The following is a 17,320-nucleotide window of genomic DNA, read 5'->3' as shown; positions in this document are numbered from 1 at the left end:
CGCTGTCGATTCAGAATAAAACGGAAACGCTCTAAACAAAAGCTCTCTCCAGCGCCTTGTCAGCGGCAGTTCGAAGCGGATTTTCTTGATCCTCTTTTCACCCCAGCGGTCAGCGGTCCTACTCCGCAATGGCCGAGCTTTGAAACAGCGACAAATAGCGTTCTCCACTATCGGGCAACACAGCGACTATGGTCTTTCCTGCATTCTCCTGCCGCTTTGCAACTTGAAGCGCAGCAGCAATCGCTGCACCTGAAGACGTACCGACCAGAAAGCCCTCTTCACGCGCAACCGACACGGCCGCCCGGCGGGACTGTTCCGTGGTCACAGCGATGATTTCATCAACAACGGTCCTGTCGTAGTTTTCAGGCAGTACGTTTTCTTCGATGTCGGTGACTTTATGGACACCCTCGATGGTTTCAACGCGCGGATTATCGATCGAGGGCACGGAATCCGCCGTCGGCTCCACAAGGATAACACGAAGCGATGACTTCTTTTCCTTTAGATATCTACCCGTACCAGAAATGGTACCGCCCGTACCGACCGTACTCACCAGAATATCCACCGCCCCATCCGTATCACGCCAAATCTCGGGTCCCGTGGTTTCAAAATGGATCGCCGGATTGGCAGGATTGGAACGCTGGCCAGTATAATATGCGTCGGGATTTTCGCTGCGAATGCGATCAAGCACCCTTTGCAGCACTCCCGGCTCCAGCAGTTCGTCATTATCGATCAGGACGATTTCAGACCCGAACTGACGGAGAATATTAATCTTGTCTTCGCTGATCGTATCGCGCAGATAAAACTTTGTCCGGTAGCCCTTTGCAGTGGCAATGGCCGCAATGCCAATGCCGGTATTGCCGCTTGTCAGATCGACCAGAAGATCACCCGGTTTGATTTTACCGCCCCGTTCCGCATACCGAATGATCCCCAACGCTGTCCGATCTTTGATGCTACCAGCTGGATTGAGATACTCGATCTTTGCGAGAAGCCGCGCTGATATTTCATTGCTCTTTTGCAGCCGCGAGAATGAAACAAGGGGTGTATCGCCGATAAGCTCCGAAATGTCATTATATATCTTACCCACGTTCCACTCCCTTTAGGTGACTTACATCAATATTCGGCGCCTAATTTTCACCAGCCAAAGATTTTTATTAAGAAAATTATTTACTTAGTTCGCTAGGCGCGTAGATTTGCACCCCATTGCGGACAGCCAATTTGCATTGATATTCACGTGTCGACGCTACTTGGATCATTAAGAATGATGTCCCCTGTTCGATAGACTGACCGGATTGGTACGAACCTTGCTGACCGCTGCCTTAAGAACCGAGGGTTCCGGTTTTTCATGCCCCAACCATCGGAACCGTATCCAGCCGTTCTGATCCACGAGAAAGCTTGCGCCATCGGCAGTAGGTGTCAGAAGCCGCATGACCACAGCCGCAGTCTGGTCGGAAACATCACATTCTGTCGCGATGCCATTGCTATCGAGAGCAAAGACTTCAAGATGTTTGTCCTCAAGAAGAAGCAGCCAGAAATTGTCGTGTTGCCGCCCGACTTCATGGAGCTTTCCCCCGCAATAAACTGCAATCCGCGGGCTGGATGCCGGGTAAACCGCGCCATCTGGCGCTGGTAGGCTAATTGTCCGGGCAGACGCAATCGTGCGAATATAGTCCACAAGCGACCAAGCTGTTTTTGCATCCAGCACCGATTCAAAACCGGGCATGGATTGACGACTATCTTGTAACTCCTTGCCATGCATTATCGTCCAGAAGAATTCGCCGTCTCGGCGATCCGCAAACAAGGGTGCCGTCAGATCGGGCGGCCATATGGGGTCGCCGGTTGCCTGTTCACCGCGGCCGCGCCCGTCATTACCATGACAAGACGCACAATTGCTTCCAAAAGCTGCAGCGCCCCTCGCGATTGCGATCGACGTATAGGACGTGGGCGAGCGCAGAAAACTCGCCTCATTGGCATCCTGAAGAAACAATTCCGTTCGTGGTGGCTGGAAAAATATCAGACCGGCAAATGCCACAACAATAACCGCCTGCCACCGCCATTTGGGCAGAAACAGACAGCCGATACCGATCAATAGCGCCACCGGCAGCGGCTTGAAACTGCGCCACGCTGCATCGGCAAGAAGCGGATCGCTAAGAATGTTGTCGCGCAGGCGATAGTCAAACGGCCAGATTATATTCTCATGCACAGCAGGCGGCTGCGTTGCCAAAAGAGAGGCGGCGAAAAACACAGCCAGGCCGATTATCATCTCAAAGATCAGGGCATAACGAAGTCCCTGCCCGCTGCGTCCATCGGCGCTCAACCGGAAGCGATTAAGCGCTGCAATCATAAGCATGAAGGCAAGCAGAACGACTTTTATAATAATGATCTTGCCGTAACTGGTGCCGATCAATCCCGGAACTCCACCGGTCAGCACCCATCCGGCAATGGCGGCTCCGGCAATAAGAAATGTAACAAAAACAATGCCGAACCGGGAAAAGCGCCGCGCGACCTGAAGACCTGAATCACGCGAAACGCGCAGAAGCAGATACAGCGGCAGCAGCGATCCGAACCATAATGATCCGGCAATAACATGGGCTGCTACGGCTGATGGCAGCCAAAGGCCGTCGGCGGCAGCGGCATGACCCATGCGCATCTGAAGGCCTAACGCCAAAACAGCTATCAAAAACAACAGGATGCGTATGGTCGGAGATTTTTCTGCATGAGGCAGAAGCAAAACCAGGAGCACGATTGCCAAGGCCCGCAGGCACGATGCGATGCCGAACGCTGTGCCCAACAGTCCGCTTGGGAGAAAAGCTAATGCATCAGAAAAACTATTCGCACCAGATAGCAGTGAGAACTGAAGTGGTACCCACAGGGCCAGTCCGAAAGCGCTGACCGCCACGAAATAGCCACAAAATCGGCACCACATTCTCAAAAAAGCCGTCGTTTTGCCTTCGCTTTTTACGCCTGGAACGACCAATATGCGCAAAAATACCGCGCCTGCGAACGTGGCAAGGCCAGCAAGATTGAGGCATCGCACAAGCGCAATGACAATATCAATTCCAGTCATTGCGCCCGGCAACCTTAATTAGTGATCTTGAACTTGAACGAGCCTTCGGTGCGGTGCGTATCGACCGATGCAGCGCCCCACTCGACCGTATAAGTACCCGGCTTCAAAGCTGGCGGTGTGACCGAGAGCGTCTTGGGGTTGCCGTCAATATGTTCAGGCTTACTGGTCTCGATAGTTGCCCCGCTCTCATCCTTGAGGACAAGTTTGCTAAGGCCTAGTTCCAGCGCATCGGTATATTCTATGGAAACAGTGGCAGGCGTTTTATTGAGCACAGCGTCTTCGGCTGGCTCGGACTGTGCGAGATGAGCATGAGCATAAAGTTGCGTCATCGACCCCAATAAAAGGGCCGCTGTAAGAATTGGTTTTTTGAACATTTTTCTTTCCTGATTTTACCAGTCTGCATCCAGCCCGAGATGCGCAAGCGCCTGCCTGCGCAGTTCCGCCAATCGCGGATCGCCGCGATGGCGCGGATAGCTGAGATCCACTTTAAGTTCGGCTTCGATGCTTGCCGGACGGTTGCCAAAGATGATGACCCGCTGCGCAAGGAAAATCGCTTCCTCGACATCATGCGTGACGAGCAGTGTGGTAAAGCCGTTGCGTTGCCAAAGATCGAGAAGCTCAGCCTGCATGGCAAGCCGCGTCAGGGAATCGAGTTTCCCCAATGGCTCGTCCAGAATGAGCAATTTCGGATCATTGACCAGCGCACGCGCCAAGGCTGCACGCTGCGCCATGCCGCCCGAAAGCTGACGCGGATAGGTATTGGCAAAAGCCGACAATCCCACCAGCTCAATTGCTTCATCGATGCGGTGTCCCTGAGTTTTAAGCACGCCACGCGCCTGAAGCCCCAAAGCCACATTGTCCCGCACCGTGCGCCATGGATAAAGTGTAGGGTCTTGGAAGACCACCACGCGCGACGGATTAGGACCGAGGATTTCCTCGCCATCGGCCAGAATCCGCCCTTCACTTGGCGGCTCCAGGCCGGCAGCGAGCCGCAAAAGCGTACTCTTGCCGCAACCCGATGGACCAAGAATGGCAACAAATTCACCCGGTTGCACATCAAGCTCGATGTGGTTGAGGACTGGCAATGACTTGCCTTCAAGACCAAAGCAATGGCTTACTTTTTCAACCTGGATATGAAAGCCACGGCTTTCATTAACGGAAGTGGCGGGCGTTTGTTTGAGGGCAGCATTTACCATTTCACATCCCCCTTCTGCCATGTCAGAACGCGATCACGCACAGTAAAGAGCAGCGTAATCAGACCGGAAAACACAATCGCCATGATGATAAGCGCGCCATAGAGATTGTTATAGGCCGCCCAGCCTTGCGCCCATTGCAGATACCAGCCGAGACCGGACTTGACGCCCATCATTTCGGCGGCGACCAGCACCGAGAAAGATGCACCCAACCCCATGAAAAGACCGACAAAAACATGCGGCAATGCTGCGGGAATTGCGACGCGCAGGATAAGGAACAACTGACTGGCGCCCAAAGTGCGGGCAACATCGTAATAAGCTTTATCGACACTCGCCACGCCCGACCATGTCAGAACCGTAAGCGGAAACCATGTTGCAAGCGCGATGAGAAAGACAGCGGCTGAAAAGCCCGATGGAAAGAAATAGAATGCCATTGGTAATAGTGCAGTCGATGGAATTGGCCCCAGAAACCGTAACACCGGATGAACCCAATAACCGATTGCCTGTACCCAGCCGATGGAAACACCCGTCAGAAAGCCGGCAATTGCACCAAGCACAAAGCCGGAGGCCAGCAGCTTGAACGAGTTATACAGGCTGTCGAGCAGACGCGGCCAGTCATCGAGATAGACCTCCAGCAGAGATGATGGCGGTTGGAAGAACGGCACCGGGAGCACTGCAAACTTGGCCGTAAGCAATTCCCATACACCAAAAAATATCGCCAGAGCCGTCAGCCATGGCGACCAGTAAACCAGCCGTTTGCCAAATACCGGATGGACCGCAACCAATGCCGCACCGACTGCCAGAAGGATCGTCCAGCCGATGAACACGCCATTGGTTTCACGAACGTAAAGCGGCTCTGCAAAGCCAACCACCACATTGGGAAGGAAGAAGGAAATCGCGCTGACGATAGCCCAGGCGACCACCGCCACAAACGGCCATAGCGAGCGGCGAAGTGCGGAGGGCAGAGCCTCCCGCGCATCGCCCTTGGACGAGATATAGACTGTGTCAGGTGATGACATTGGCGACGATCTTTTCGGCAAATGTATCCGTATTGGTATTTGGCCGGATGACATTGATGATCTTGAGTTCGTCCACGAACAAAGCGACGTCCTTACGCAGCGCGTCACCTGTTGAATGGTGATCATGCGTGTGGCTGCGCAGGATACGCGCCACATCAGTTGCAGAGACATTGCCCGGAACGAACGGAGCGAAGATTTCCGCACTTTCATCAGGATGGGCCGCAGTCCATGCCTGAGCCTCCACGATGGCACGCGAAAGCGCTCCAGCGACTTCCGGTTCATCGCGGACAAGGCTGCCACGCAGGCCAAGCACGCAGCACGCCGAGTTGACATATTGTCCGTCAAGATTGGTTGCGACTTCCTTCAGGCCATCGCGTTCGCGCTGTAGGAAGGCATGAGGGTCATCGCCAGCCACCGCCTGCACTTCGCCCTTTTTCAAGGCCTCTGCAAAGAGGTCGGCAGGATATTGCAGCCATTCGATTTCGGTATCGGGATTAATGCCTTGCTTGGCGGCCTGAATGGCGAAGAAATTGCGGATCGGGCTTGCCTGATCGCTGACAGCAACCTTCTTGCCCTTCAAGTCCGCAATCGAATTGATGCCGGAATCCGGCGCTGCGAGAAGGCGCATACATCCTCCATGCGTACCGACTGTCAGCGACACGTCAAAACCCTGCTCCAATGGCTTGAGCCAGCGCAGCGCCATGCCGATGCCGCCATCCGCCTTGCCGGTCGCGATTGCCTGTAGCAACTGATCTGTCGGACCGGAGAAATTCACCGGCTCAACAGTCAGACCATATTTTTCAAACAGCCCCTGTTTGAGCGCAACCGAAATTGGCGACTGACAAACAGCGGTCTGCCCCCACGCCAGCTTGATCACTCTCGGTGATGATGAGGTACTTTGTGCAAAGGCCCTGCGCACCAGGCCACCGGAACCGCCAACCGCTACAGCACCAACACCAGCCGCAGAAATTCCCAGAAAAGAACGCCGGGAAAGATGAGATTTCTTACTGTCGGAAGCCATTAATTCACCCCAATTAAAATTATATATTTTATCTTATTGATACAATTAAAAATATGTCAGAAATTTATATTTAAAATCCCCAGATCAATTGGAAATTGTTTTTAAATATAATCGACTTTCTCTATCGTATAATCTGAATTTATATTTTCAAATCTCGGCATCTTTATCGGAACCATCTTCATAAGGCCATCTACCACTAATCGCCGTCTGGAAAAGCACCAGGGAGGATCGCGAAGATGCTTCACAACGCAATCCCGTTTCCCACATGCGTGAACTGATCTGAAAATCTAGGGCGCCTCGCCGCGCAGATGGCTCGACAGGAAACCCAGATTATCCTGGCCCCAGTAAATTTCGCCGTCATAAATGTAGGTCGGAAATCCGAAGACGCCTTTTTGGGTTGCGATCTCACGATCGTTTCGCCATTTTTCCTGAACGTCGCTATCCTGCTCGCGTGACAAGAGATGATCACCGTCGAAGCCTAAGGCATCGGCCACCGCGCTCCGCACAATTGATTGTCCTATATCCTTTGCTTCTTCCCAGAAGGCCTGTTGCAGTGCCCGCGCCAGTTGCAACCAGTTTTGGCCGTCAAGATAAGCAGCTATTACCAGATAAGATGCGGGCGTCGGGTCTCCCAGCGCAGGACGATTTTCCACCAGCAAGGGCTTACCGCGAAACTTCGCCCATCGTTTCAGATCACGAGAGCCGTAGGCACGGCGCGCGTCGGGACGGTTTCTGGCAAAAATCCCGCCATTCTCCTCAATGATAGTAGTCAGATACGGCTTGATCTCGACCAGATGTCTTGCGGCCAGCTCTTCCAGTGTATCTAGTCCGAGATAGGACCACGGCGACCCGAGGGAAAAGAAATACTCAACAGTTTTTGTCACTTTCGATCCTTCAATTGCATGGAAACAACGTCCCGGTTCAGTTGAACTTCGGCAATCCAGGCGGATTTGTCTCGGAACGGGGAAGCGCTTCTTCCTCCAAATGCCAGCGTTTGAGAATTTTGGCATAGGTCCCATCTTCAATCAGCCCATTGGTGGCGACTGTCAGCGCGTCAGCCAGGCCACTTCCCTTGCGGGTTGTGATCGCAACATCAGAACGATCCGGCCACCCGGCGCTCAACGTCCCGACCCTTTTGATGTTCTTGTCACGTGCTGCAATGAAAACGAGTTGGGCGTGGGGTTGCACGATCACATCCGCGCGGCCCGACCGGAGCGCGAGCAGGCTTGCTGCCTCATCGTCGTAATATTGAAGATCAATAGGCTTCAGACCCGCCGCCACATTCTCCTCGCTCCATTTTACGAGAATGCGCTCCTGATTTGTCCCCGCCCCAACGATGATGCGCAAACCAGCAGCATCCTTTGGTTCTTTGATGGAGGTGAACGGACTGTCCGACTTGACGAAGAACCCATGCAGGCCCTGCCGATAAGTTGAAAAGTCAAATTTTTCCTTGCGTTCCTCGGTCACGCCAACATTCGAGATGACGGCATCATACTTGCCGGAAGCCAGCCCCAGCGGCCAGTCAATCCATGCCACCGGAACGAGCTCCAGTTGCAGGCCCAGACTTTCAGCGATCGCAGAAGCATATTCCGGATCCGCGCCGACGACCGTTCGCGCATCAGTGGCATAACTGGCCAGAGGCGGGCCACCCGGAGCCACGGCTACAGTTAAATTACCCGGCGCAACGAATTTGAAGCCGGGGGGAACGGCTGTCACAGCGGTCTCATTCTTCTTCGTGTGAATACGACCAGGTTGCTCTGGAGAGAGGTCGAAACCGTCCCCTGCCATTGCCGTCAGAACCGGAAATGCCACCCACGCAAGGGCCGCGATTAACAGAGCTCCTGCTCTCATGTAAATTTCTCCAATATCGCAGAAATATGCGGGTCGGTTCGCGTCCCCTCAAACCAACCCGCCTCTCACCTTTCAACTTACGAGCCGCTCTTTGGCAGTCCTTGCGGATTGGTTTTCGCTTCGGTGATTGCTTCCGGTCCGAGATTCCAGGTTTCCAGAACCTTCTGATATGCCCCGCTGGCGATCAGATCGTTGAGAACGCCGGTCAGCGGCTGGGCAAGGCCACTTCCCTTGCGCGTCGTGACAGCGATTTCAGCCGTAATTGGCCAGCCCCCACTCACAGTGCCGACGAGCTTCGTCTTGCCATTAATGCCCGCAGAGTAAGCTTGGGTAGCATTCACGCTGAAAACAGCGTCGGCGCGTCCGCTCTGGATGGCGAGATCCTTGACCGCATCGTCATCGTAATATTGAACCTCGATGGGCTTCAAACCGGCAGCGACATTCTGGCGATCCCATTCCAGCAGGATTTTCTCCTGATTGGTGCCAGCATCGGTGATAACCCTGAGGCCCGCAATATCTGCCGGAGACTTGATCTCGCTGATCTTGCTGTCCGACTTCACGTAGAAGCCAAGCTCATCCTTGCGATAGGTGGAGAAATCGAACTTCTCCTTGCGTTCTTCCGTCACCGTCACATTCGAAATCACCGCGTCGAACTTGCCGGAAGAAAGCCCCATCGGCCAGTCGGCCCATGCGACAGAAACCAGTTCCAGCTTGAGACCCAGACTATCGGCGATGATCTGCGCCAGATCGACGTCATAACCGATGACGGTCTTTGAATCCGACGCATAGTCATGTAACGGCAGATGTCCGCTGGTGCTGATGCCGATGGTCAGAACACCATCCTTGACGAACTTGAAGTCCTTGATCTCCTCAATGCGCTTGTCGATCTTTTCGACACGCAGCCGGTTCGGTTGTTCCGGGCTGAGATCGAATTTCCCCTCGCTTCGCGCAATACCGGAACCAAACAGCCCGATCGCGATAATCCCGGCGGTCCAGTAGGCTGCCTTTCTGATAAATGTCATTTCCCGTCTCCTTGTTGTGTCAGTTCTTCCGGCACCGGTTCAAAGAACCTTGGCCAGAAATTCGCGTGTGCGCGGATGCTGCGCGTCGTTGAAAATGCTGGACGGCGGACCGGCCTCTACAACCTGTCCGGCTTCCATAAAGACAACCGTGTCCGCAACTTCGCGCGCAAAGCCGATCTCATGGGTGACGATCACAAGCGTGGTCCCGGTGCGGGCAAGTTCCTTGATGACGTCGAGCACCTCACCAACCAGTTCCGGATCAAGCGCCGACGTCGGTTCGTCGAACAGGATGACCTTCGGACGGAGCGCCAACGCCCGGGCAATCGCCACGCGCTGCTGCTGCCCTCCTGACAATTGGCGTGGATAGGCTTCAGCCTTGTCACAGAGGCCAACGCGCGCCAGCAGATCAAGCGCCAGCCGGATCGCTGCATCGCGTGCAAGGCCGCCTACCTGAATCGGCGCTTCGATAATGTTTTCCAGGACCGTCATGTGCGGAAATAGATTGAAGTTCTGAAACACCATCGCGATATCGGCACGACGCTTTAGAATGTCCTTTTCCTTCAGCTCATAGAGCGTATCTCCATCTTGACGGTAACCGACCAGTGCCCCATCAACGGAAATGAAGCCCTCATTCACACGCTCCAGATGATTGATCGAGCGTAGTAGTGTGGACTTACCGGAACCGGACGGGCCGAGAATTGCCGTCACGCTGCCTGCCGGAAAGGACAGTTCCACATGGTTCAGCACCGTGTTCGTACCGAAGCGCTTGGAAATATCGTGGATATGAATAGGTGCGCCCGCAGACATTGTGCCGGCATCGCCGAAACCGGCGACTGGAACCGTCCTGTGTACTTGTCCCGACAGCCCCGAGGTCAACGGCAAGGAGCGCTTGTAGCGATTGAAGAAGGTCTGGAATGGCAGGGGAACGGGATTGCGAACCGCGCCCTTCGCGAAATAGCGCTCGATGTAATACTGCGCCACAGAAAGCACGGTCATGATGACCAGATACCAGACGGTCGCGACCATCAGCAGCGGAATGACTTCCAGATTGCGCCTGTAGATCACCTGGACCGTGTAGAACAGCTCAGGCAAGGCGAGCACATAGACCATGGAAGTGCCCTTGGCGAGACCGATAATCTCGTTGAAACCCGTCGGAAGGATGGAGCGCATGGCCTGTGGCAAAACAATTCGCAAGGCTTGCCGGGTGCGCGGCAGGCCAAGCGCCGCAGCGGCTTCATGTTGCCCCTGATCGACGGAAAGGATGCCGCCGCGCACAATCTCGGCGAAAAAGGCGGACTGGTTCAGCGTCAGACCGAGAAAGGCAGCTGCAAACGGCGTCAACAATTGCACCGTCGGGTAATCGAACAATACGCGATCCGTGAAAGGCACACTCAGCGTGATGTTCGCATAGAGGTAGCCGAGATTATTCAGGATGAGCAGCAATACAATAAGGGGTATGGAGCGCAGCAACCATATATAGCCCCAGGACAGACCCGAAAGCAGAGGCGACCTCGATACACGGGCTAATGCCAGCAGCGTACCGAGAATGGAACCTGATACGGCCGCGAGCGCTGTTAACAGCAGTGTTCGCCCGAGGCCGACCAGTACCGGTTCGGCAAAGAACCATTCCGCAAAAACGTTCCAGCCCCACTGTGGATTGGTAAAGATCGAATAGAGCACAAGGCCGATCACGATGGCCGCGAACACGCTGCCGGCTAAACGTGCTGGATGCTTTGCCGGAACGATCCTGTAGCGCGAATAGTCCTGCTTGCGCTCCACCGAACGGGTTGCAATCTGCACGTTTGTGAATTCTGTCGTTACTGCCATCTGGTCGTTCCTTGGCCTTCAGCCCTGTGATGAAATTCACGGGTTGGCGATTTGTTGACGGTCCGTGATGCGATGATCAGTGCCGCGCCCCAGCGGAGCGCACAGATGGCCGATCTCCTTTTCAAAGGGCAGCGTCTTGTAAATTTCAGGATCTGCACTCGTGTCGAAAAGCGCCGTATACCCGTTGTTGAGATAGAGACCTACGGCTTCCGGCTGACGAAAGCCCGTCGTCAGGTAGATGCGGGAATAGCCCTGTCTTGCTGCCTGCTCTTCCAGTTCCACGAGAAGCTTGCGCGCCAGCCCCTGTCGCCGCAGATCCGACCGGGTCCAGATACGCTTGAACTCCGCAGTACGTGCATCAAAAGCCTTGAAGGCACCGCCGCCGATGGTTTCACCGTCCCGGATCAACAGCAAAAAATTACCGCTGGGTGGCGCAAATGCTTCGGGCGGATAGCGGTTCATTTCCGCCGCTGCACCTTCCGCGTTGAAATATGTGCCGTAACGGCTGTCATATTCATACAGAAGTTCATCGATGAGCGGCTTTGCACGCGGATCAAGAGAACTGGTATACAGAAAGACATCGCTCATCATCATCACCGTCTGTTTTCATTGAGAAAGGCTTCGGCGAGCTGCACCCAATAGAGAGCGGCTGGCGCGATGATCTGATCGTTGAAGTTGTATTCGGCACTGTGCAGCGGCGCGCTGTCGCCGTTACCGATGAAGAGATAGCTGCCAGGCTTTGCCTGCAACAAGAAAGCAAAATCCTCGCTGGCAGTGCGCGGCGCAAATGCGCCCTCCAGGACATCATCCCCGAACGCATCGGCTGCAACCTTGCGGGCGAATGCGGTCTCCTCAACCGGATTGATGACAGAAGGAAAGCCCAACCTATAATCGACCTCCGCAACGCCACCAAAACTTTCAGCCTGAGCGCGAGCAAGCGCCGGGATACGTACTTGCAATCCGCGCCGCACCTCTTCGCTGTAGGAACGGATCGTCAGTTGCAGTTCCACCGAACCAGGAATGACGTTTGAAGCTTCGCCGCCATGGATGGAGCCAACCGTGACAACCGCCATTTCACGCGGATCGACATTGCGCGAAACAATACTCTGCAAGGCAGTTATGAGAGACGCAGCGGCGACAACAGGGTCGACAGCATTGTGCGGTTCAGCTCCATGACCACCCTTGCCGACGATCTTGATGACAGCCTTGTCCACGGATGCCATAGCCGGTCCGTTGACAAACCCGAAACGTCCAGCAGTGACACCCGGCCAGTTGTGCAATCCGAACACCGCATCGACGGGAAACTGCTCGAAAAGCCCTTCGCTTATCATCTTGCGCGCTCCGGCGCCGATTTCCTCTGCTGGTTGAAAGACAAGATCGAGCGTACCGCTGAAATCGCCCTCCTCGGCCAGATATCGTGCGGCGGCGAGCAAGATCGTCGTGTGCCCGTCATGGCCGCAAGCGTGCATCACACCCTTGTTTCGGCTGGCGTAGTCAAGCCCCGTCGCCTCTTCTATCGGCAGAGCATCCATATCTGCCCGGATCGCGAGACGGCGCCGACCTTCCCCCCGGGGCAAGGTCGCTACCACGCCGGTTCTCGCAATTCCCGTCGTGACGTCATAACCCCAGGAGGCGAGTTTTGACGCAACGAGACGACTCGTGCGATGCTCATGGAAAGCGAGCTCCGGATACTGATGTATGTCATGGCGAAGCGCTATGAATTCATCGAGATGCGCGGCAATGGCTTCTCTCGCGGCATCAAGCCTGTTGCGGGGTCGGGAGGTAACATCCATGAAACCGGCTCCTCAGGCCCGCGCAGCCTTGTTTACCGGTTGATCCACAGCCGACGAATAACGGCTTTCGCGGAACGGCAGCCCAAGATGATCGCGGAGCGTTTCACCGGGCAGTTCCGGGTTGAAATAGCCCCGCTTTTCCAGGATCGGCAGTACATGTTGAATGAAATCGTCGAGACCTTCCGCAATGACGGGAAAGCCGAGAATGAAACCATCGGCAGCTTCGCTTTCCACCCAATTGATCAGTTCATTGGCGATAGCGTCCGCAGTTCCAATGAAGGCAGTGCGTGGTGTCGCGACATCGAGTGCGATCTCGCGTAATGTGGCACCGGTTTCCCTTGCCGTCTTCTTGATGCGATCTGTCGTGGCGCGGAAACTGTTCTTGCCGATTTCACCGAGTTCAGGGAAAGGCTCGTCGAGCGGATAGATGCTGAAATCGTGATGGTCGAAGAAGCGACCGAGATAAAGCAGCGCCTCATCAACCGAAACCAGATTACGGATGGCTTGATACTTCTCCTCTGCTTCTTCCTGCGTACGCCCGACAATTGGGCCGATACCGGGAAAAATCCCAACATCAGAAGAACTGCGGCCTTGAGCGACCGCGCTTTGCTTTACCTGCCTGTAGAAGGATCGCACGTCCTCAATCTTGGTGCCGTTCGTAAACACTGCATCGGCATGTTTACCGGCAAGCCGGATGCCGGAATCCGACGATCCAGCCTGAAACACCACCGGCTGCCCCTGCCTGGAGCGACTGATATTCAGCGGGCCTTCGACATTGAAAAAGCGCCCTTTGTGATTGATGCGATGTAACTTATTCTTGTCGACATAGACACCGTTTTCGCGATCGCGGACGAAGGCATCGTCATCCCAGGAATCCCATAGCCCTTTGATGACGTCGAGATATTCGTCTGCTATTTCATAGCGCAATTCATGCTCGGGATGCGGGCGCCCGTAATTGCGGCCTGAGCCTTCCAGCGGTGACGTGACTGCATTCCATCCGGCGCGTCCGCCGGAGATAAGATCAAGTGACGCAAACTGGCGTGCAATGGTGAACGGGTCGCTGTAGGACGTCGATACGGTGCCGACCAAGCCAATTTTCGATGTGGAGGCCGCGAGTGCCGAAAGGATCGAAATCGGTTCGAAACGATTGAGAAAATGCGGTATCGACTGCTCATTGATGTAAAGTCCATCAGCAACGAACGCAAAAGCGATCCCTGCTGCCTCCGCCTTGCGTGCGGCATTGACGAAAAACTCGAAATTGGTGCTCGCATCGGCAGGGCCGCTGGGATGCTTCCATGCGTTCATATGACTGCCAGGCCCCTGCAGCATGACGCCAAACGTGATTTGTTTTCGTCCACTCATGTCATTTCTCCAAGGAAGTGTTCCGACGCCAGGCGTCTATCTCGGGGCTCCCGGTGGCGCCGCAATCGCACCGAGCGACTTGCCATTTTCCATCTGAAACAGCCTAAACACACACTCGCGCATCCGTAAGAAAAGTAATTCTATAATTTTTATATACTTTGAAATTGCGAGGCAGCCTGAAGCGGTGCGGTGCAGAATAGAATGGAGCCAATCGGGGAGAGAGATTGTGAGATCGTTCTTTTTTGCGGGGTAACGGGTTCAGGAAAGGCAGACTGAAAAACGCGGATATCGAGGCGTCTCATCCTTGAGGCAGAGCGCTCAGCGCCCCTTTCAAACATCGATACGAGCTATACCTGCATCTTCATCATCGCGTTGCTCCGTTTCATCATTGAAGCGCGATAATCATCGTCTCTGCTTTATTATTATATGTCGCCCTCACCGTGCGAAATCGGCCAAACCCGCGCTACTGCGACACTCGGCCAATTACGGTAGGCTATTAATTCTCTCGATTTCATGCAAAAGCAGCCTGGCGAAACATCGGCGGAGTGCACATGCTCACCAAGAAGGGCAAGTATGGTTTGAAGGCTCTGGCTCACCTCGCGGCGCTTGCGCCGGGTGAAAGCGCCTTTGTCGCGGAAATTGCCGCTCGGAACAATATTTCCAAGAAGTTTCTCGACGCCATCCTGCTGGAGTTGCGCAATGACGGGATTCTCCGGTCGAAGAAAGGTCCCGGCGGCGGTTACAGTCTTTCCAAACCGGCATCCGAAATTACCATCGGGCAAGTCGTCCGCGTTCTCGATGGGCCGCTGGCGCCAATCCGCTGCGCCAGCCGCACGGCCTACGAGCCATGCGACGATTGCGAGGATCATCGCGCTTGTCAGGTTCGCCGTTCCATGCTGCTGGTGCGCGAAGCAATAGCTGGCGTTCTTGATACAATGACGCTCGAACAGTTTGCACGCAATGGCGGGCTGGAAGATGATGGTTCTGCACCCGCATGGGCGCAGCTAAGTGCCTGAGAGCGCATCGAGAAGGCGATAGCCCCCATTGTGATAGAGGAGAGGATCACCTGAGCCGGTGACGATCTTCAGAACGCGCCCGATCACGATCGCATGGGTATGCCGCTCGATGACATCTTCCACGGCGCAATCAACCGAAGCCAACGCACCGGCAAGAGCCAGCGCACCGCTTTCGAGCGCATACCAATCAGCATCCGCATAGCGTTCAACGCCCTTGATGCCACCCTTGCCAGCGAAACGATCGGCAATGGACTGCTGGCCGGAAGACAGCACATTCACGCAGAAATGGTTATGGCGACTAATCGCCGTCCAGACCGACGAACCCCGATTAATGTTTACGATAATCGTAGGCGGCTCAACCGAAAGCGCAGTGGCTGACGTTACAGTCGCCCCGGTGCGCCCCTCATCGAAACCCGCTGTAACAACACTCACGCCGCCTGCAAGCTGACGCATTGCTGCCTTGAGCTCACCTGGAGAAACTTCGATATCTACCGGTTCTTCGATATATTGCTCAATACTTTCGCGGAGATATGTAACCGTTGATCCCATGTCTGTATTTTACTCCCGATTTACCATTCCCTGCACGGTAGCAGCGACCGGAAGATTGGCCGAGAATGCACTTTCTATATTCTACTGACTTTGTAGAAAATTAAAGCCTACAGCTAAAACAGAGTGAAAGCGGGTCCGGTCAAAAAACAGGTTCACGGGAACCGCTCTAATTCATCGTTTTACGCATTATCCGACGCATCGAAGCAGGACCAGAAATCAGTCCGGTGAACTGGTTTCCCGTCCGTGCGCTTCGCCCTTTTGCTGGCAATACTATGAATGTAGGGTGACGCGATTGCGCTGCTACCAATTGCATTTGGTGATCACGCTGACAAGCCGAGATTTTCTTTCAGTGTTTCTCCGGTATACTCGCCACGAAGCACGCCTTTTTCCTGAAGAATTGGAACGACTTTCTCGACAAATTCGTCGAAGCCACCAGGCGTGAGATGGGGCGCAAACACGAACCCATCTGCCGCATCCGCTTGCACATAGGCGTTGATTTCCTCGGCAATTGTCTGCGGGGTGCCGACAAACTGCTGACGCGCTGTTACTTTGATAATAAGGTCACGAATGCTGAGCTTTTCCCGCTCTGCCAACTCGCGCCATGTTCGAGCGGTTTCAATGCGGTCATCGTAGCGTGCTGCACGACCCAAAGCCAGCTGCTCATGCGCAACATCCGGCTCCAGTTCCGGCAACGGCCCATCTGGATCGTAAGCGGAAAGATCGCGGTTCCACACCTGCTCCAGAAAGGTGATCGCGGATTTCGGGCTGACCTGCTGCAAACGGATTTCGCGCAGCTTTTCCTCCGCATCCTCTTGCGTGTCACCAAGGACAAAGGTTGCTCCCGGGAGAATTTTGAGTGAATTCGGGCTGCGCCCGTAGCCAGCCAAACGCTTCTTCACATCGCGGTAGAACGCCTGCCCTGCTTCCAGCGTTCCGTGACGGGAGTAGATGACATCAGCGTGGCTTGCGGCAAGTTCCCGCCCTTCCTGCGAGTCGCCCGCCTGCGCAATGACCGGCGCGCCTTGTGGCGGCACCAGATCTGAGCGACCGGCGATGTCGAAATGCTTGCCCTTAAAAGCAAAATCGCCGCCAGCCCATATTCTCTGCGCGGCGTCGATAAATTCTCGCGCGCGCTCATAGCGCTCCTTGAAAGGCAAATGATCGCCACGCCGGAAGTTTGCGCCAGTAAACGCGCCTGGCGATGTCACCACATTCCAGCCAGCCCGCCCGCCGGAGAGAGTGTCAAAGGTCGCCAGCTGCCGCGCAAGCGCATAAGGCTCGTTGAACGTGGTCGTCAGTGTGCCGATCAGCCCCACATTTTCGGTGATCGCAGCGAGCGCGGTAAGAATAGCCAGCGTATTGGGACGGCCAGCAACATCAAGCTCGTGAAGCTTTCCCTTTTGCTCGCGCACGCGCAAGCCTTCCGCAAGAAAGATGAAATCAAACTTCCCGCGCTCAACCGTTTCGGCAAAATGCTTGAACGACGAGAACTCGATCTGGCTACCCGCTGCCGGATCACTCCATACGGTGAAATTGTTGACGCCCGGAAATTGCGCTCCAAGAATAACCTGCTTCAGCTTTGTCATTTTCCCGGTTCCTTCGC

At 54.8% G+C, this 17,320-nt stretch carries 16 protein-coding genes; 1 reads left to right on the top strand and 15 read right to left on the bottom strand.

The window, feature by feature from the left end; genetic code table 11:
• Positions 1 to 118 precede the first annotated feature (118 nt).
• From OINT_RS20745 to OINT_RS20680, 13 genes are all read right to left on the bottom strand, one after another.
• A complete protein-coding gene (locus tag OINT_RS20745) occupies positions 119 to 1,084 on the bottom strand; it encodes a PLP-dependent cysteine synthase family protein (protein ID WP_006469895.1) in 966 nt (321 codons plus the stop codon).
• A 168-nt stretch (positions 1,085 to 1,252) separates the two neighbouring features.
• Positions 1,253 to 3,064 (bottom strand): CopD family protein, encoded by a 1,812-nt coding sequence (locus tag OINT_RS20740; protein ID WP_006471493.1) that lies wholly within the window; start codon positions 3,062 to 3,064, stop codon positions 1,253 to 1,255.
• A gap of 14 nt (positions 3,065 to 3,078) precedes the next feature.
• On the bottom strand, positions 3,079 to 3,438 hold the full coding sequence (locus tag OINT_RS20735) for a copper resistance CopC family protein (protein WP_006469893.1): 360 nt from the start codon (positions 3,436 to 3,438) through the stop codon (positions 3,079 to 3,081).
• 15 nt (positions 3,439 to 3,453) lie between these two features.
• The gene (locus OINT_RS20730) at positions 3,454 to 4,260 is read right to left on the bottom strand and encodes an ABC transporter ATP-binding protein (RefSeq protein WP_006471492.1); all 807 of its coding nucleotides are present in this window, start codon (positions 4,258 to 4,260) and stop codon (positions 3,454 to 3,456) included.
• On the bottom strand, positions 4,254 to 5,276 hold the full coding sequence (locus OINT_RS20725; RefSeq protein ID WP_039853443.1) for an ABC transporter permease: 1,023 nt from the start codon (positions 5,274 to 5,276) through the stop codon (positions 4,254 to 4,256). Before OINT_RS20725 ends, OINT_RS20730 begins: the two co-directional genes overlap by 7 nt.
• Complete coding sequence (locus OINT_RS20720) at positions 5,263 to 6,153, bottom strand: ABC transporter substrate-binding protein (RefSeq protein ID WP_006471490.1); 891 nt, start codon at positions 6,151 to 6,153, stop codon at positions 5,263 to 5,265. Before OINT_RS20720 ends, OINT_RS20725 begins: the two co-directional genes overlap by 14 nt.
• A 431-nt stretch (positions 6,154 to 6,584) precedes the next feature.
• Positions 6,585 to 7,181 carry a 2-hydroxychromene-2-carboxylate isomerase gene (locus OINT_RS20715; RefSeq protein ID WP_006469889.1) on the bottom strand — a complete coding sequence of 199 codons (597 nt, stop codon included), beginning with the start codon at positions 7,179 to 7,181 and terminating at the stop codon, positions 6,585 to 6,587.
• Between the two features lie 37 nt (positions 7,182 to 7,218).
• A complete protein-coding gene (locus OINT_RS20710; protein WP_006469888.1) occupies positions 7,219 to 8,148 on the bottom strand; it encodes an ABC transporter substrate-binding protein in 930 nt (309 codons plus the stop codon).
• A 77-nt stretch (positions 8,149 to 8,225) separates the two neighbouring features.
• Positions 8,226 to 9,170, bottom strand: coding sequence for an ABC transporter substrate-binding protein (locus OINT_RS20705; RefSeq protein ID WP_006469887.1), 945 nt, complete (start codon positions 9,168 to 9,170; stop codon positions 8,226 to 8,228).
• Positions 9,171 to 9,209: 39 nt separating this feature from the next.
• Positions 9,210 to 10,997: an amino acid ABC transporter permease/ATP-binding protein gene (locus OINT_RS24405; protein WP_006469886.1), complete on the bottom strand. Its 1,788-nt coding sequence runs from the start codon at positions 10,995 to 10,997 to the stop codon at positions 9,210 to 9,212.
• Positions 10,998 to 11,033: 36 nt separating this feature from the next.
• Positions 11,034 to 11,585 (bottom strand): GNAT family N-acetyltransferase, encoded by a 552-nt coding sequence (locus OINT_RS20690; RefSeq protein WP_031346277.1) that lies wholly within the window; start codon positions 11,583 to 11,585, stop codon positions 11,034 to 11,036.
• A gap of 5 nt (positions 11,586 to 11,590) precedes the next feature.
• Positions 11,591 to 12,790 carry a M20 aminoacylase family protein gene (locus tag OINT_RS20685; RefSeq protein WP_006469884.1) on the bottom strand — a complete coding sequence of 400 codons (1,200 nt, stop codon included), beginning with the start codon at positions 12,788 to 12,790 and terminating at the stop codon, positions 11,591 to 11,593.
• A 12-nt stretch (positions 12,791 to 12,802) separates the two neighbouring features.
• Positions 12,803 to 14,152: an LLM class flavin-dependent oxidoreductase gene (locus tag OINT_RS20680; RefSeq protein WP_006469883.1), complete on the bottom strand. Its 1,350-nt coding sequence runs from the start codon at positions 14,150 to 14,152 to the stop codon at positions 12,803 to 12,805.
• A 551-nt stretch (positions 14,153 to 14,703) separates the two neighbouring features.
• On the opposite strand from OINT_RS20680, the gene OINT_RS20675 reads away from it, so the two are divergent.
• Positions 14,704 to 15,168, top strand: coding sequence for an RrF2 family transcriptional regulator (locus tag OINT_RS20675; protein WP_006471487.1), 465 nt, complete (start codon positions 14,704 to 14,706; stop codon positions 15,166 to 15,168).
• Here the strand turns inward: OINT_RS20675 and OINT_RS20670 are convergent.
• Together OINT_RS20670 and OINT_RS20665 are read right to left on the bottom strand one after the other, a co-directional pair.
• Positions 15,157 to 15,717 carry a flavin reductase family protein gene (locus OINT_RS20670; protein WP_006469881.1) on the bottom strand — a complete coding sequence of 187 codons (561 nt, stop codon included), beginning with the start codon at positions 15,715 to 15,717 and terminating at the stop codon, positions 15,157 to 15,159. The genes OINT_RS20675 and OINT_RS20670 overlap by 12 nt on opposite strands.
• Positions 15,718 to 16,037: 320 nt before the next feature.
• Positions 16,038 to 17,303: an LLM class flavin-dependent oxidoreductase gene (locus OINT_RS20665; RefSeq protein WP_006471486.1), complete on the bottom strand. Its 1,266-nt coding sequence runs from the start codon at positions 17,301 to 17,303 to the stop codon at positions 16,038 to 16,040.
• Between the last annotated feature and the right edge of the window lie 17 nt (positions 17,304 to 17,320).

Source organism: Brucella intermedia LMG 3301, assembly GCF_000182645.1.
Taxonomy (GTDB): domain Bacteria; phylum Pseudomonadota; class Alphaproteobacteria; order Rhizobiales; family Rhizobiaceae; genus Brucella; species Brucella intermedia.
The sequence above is the reverse complement of the archived record's forward strand: the minus strand, read 5'-3'. Positions and strand labels throughout refer to the sequence as shown.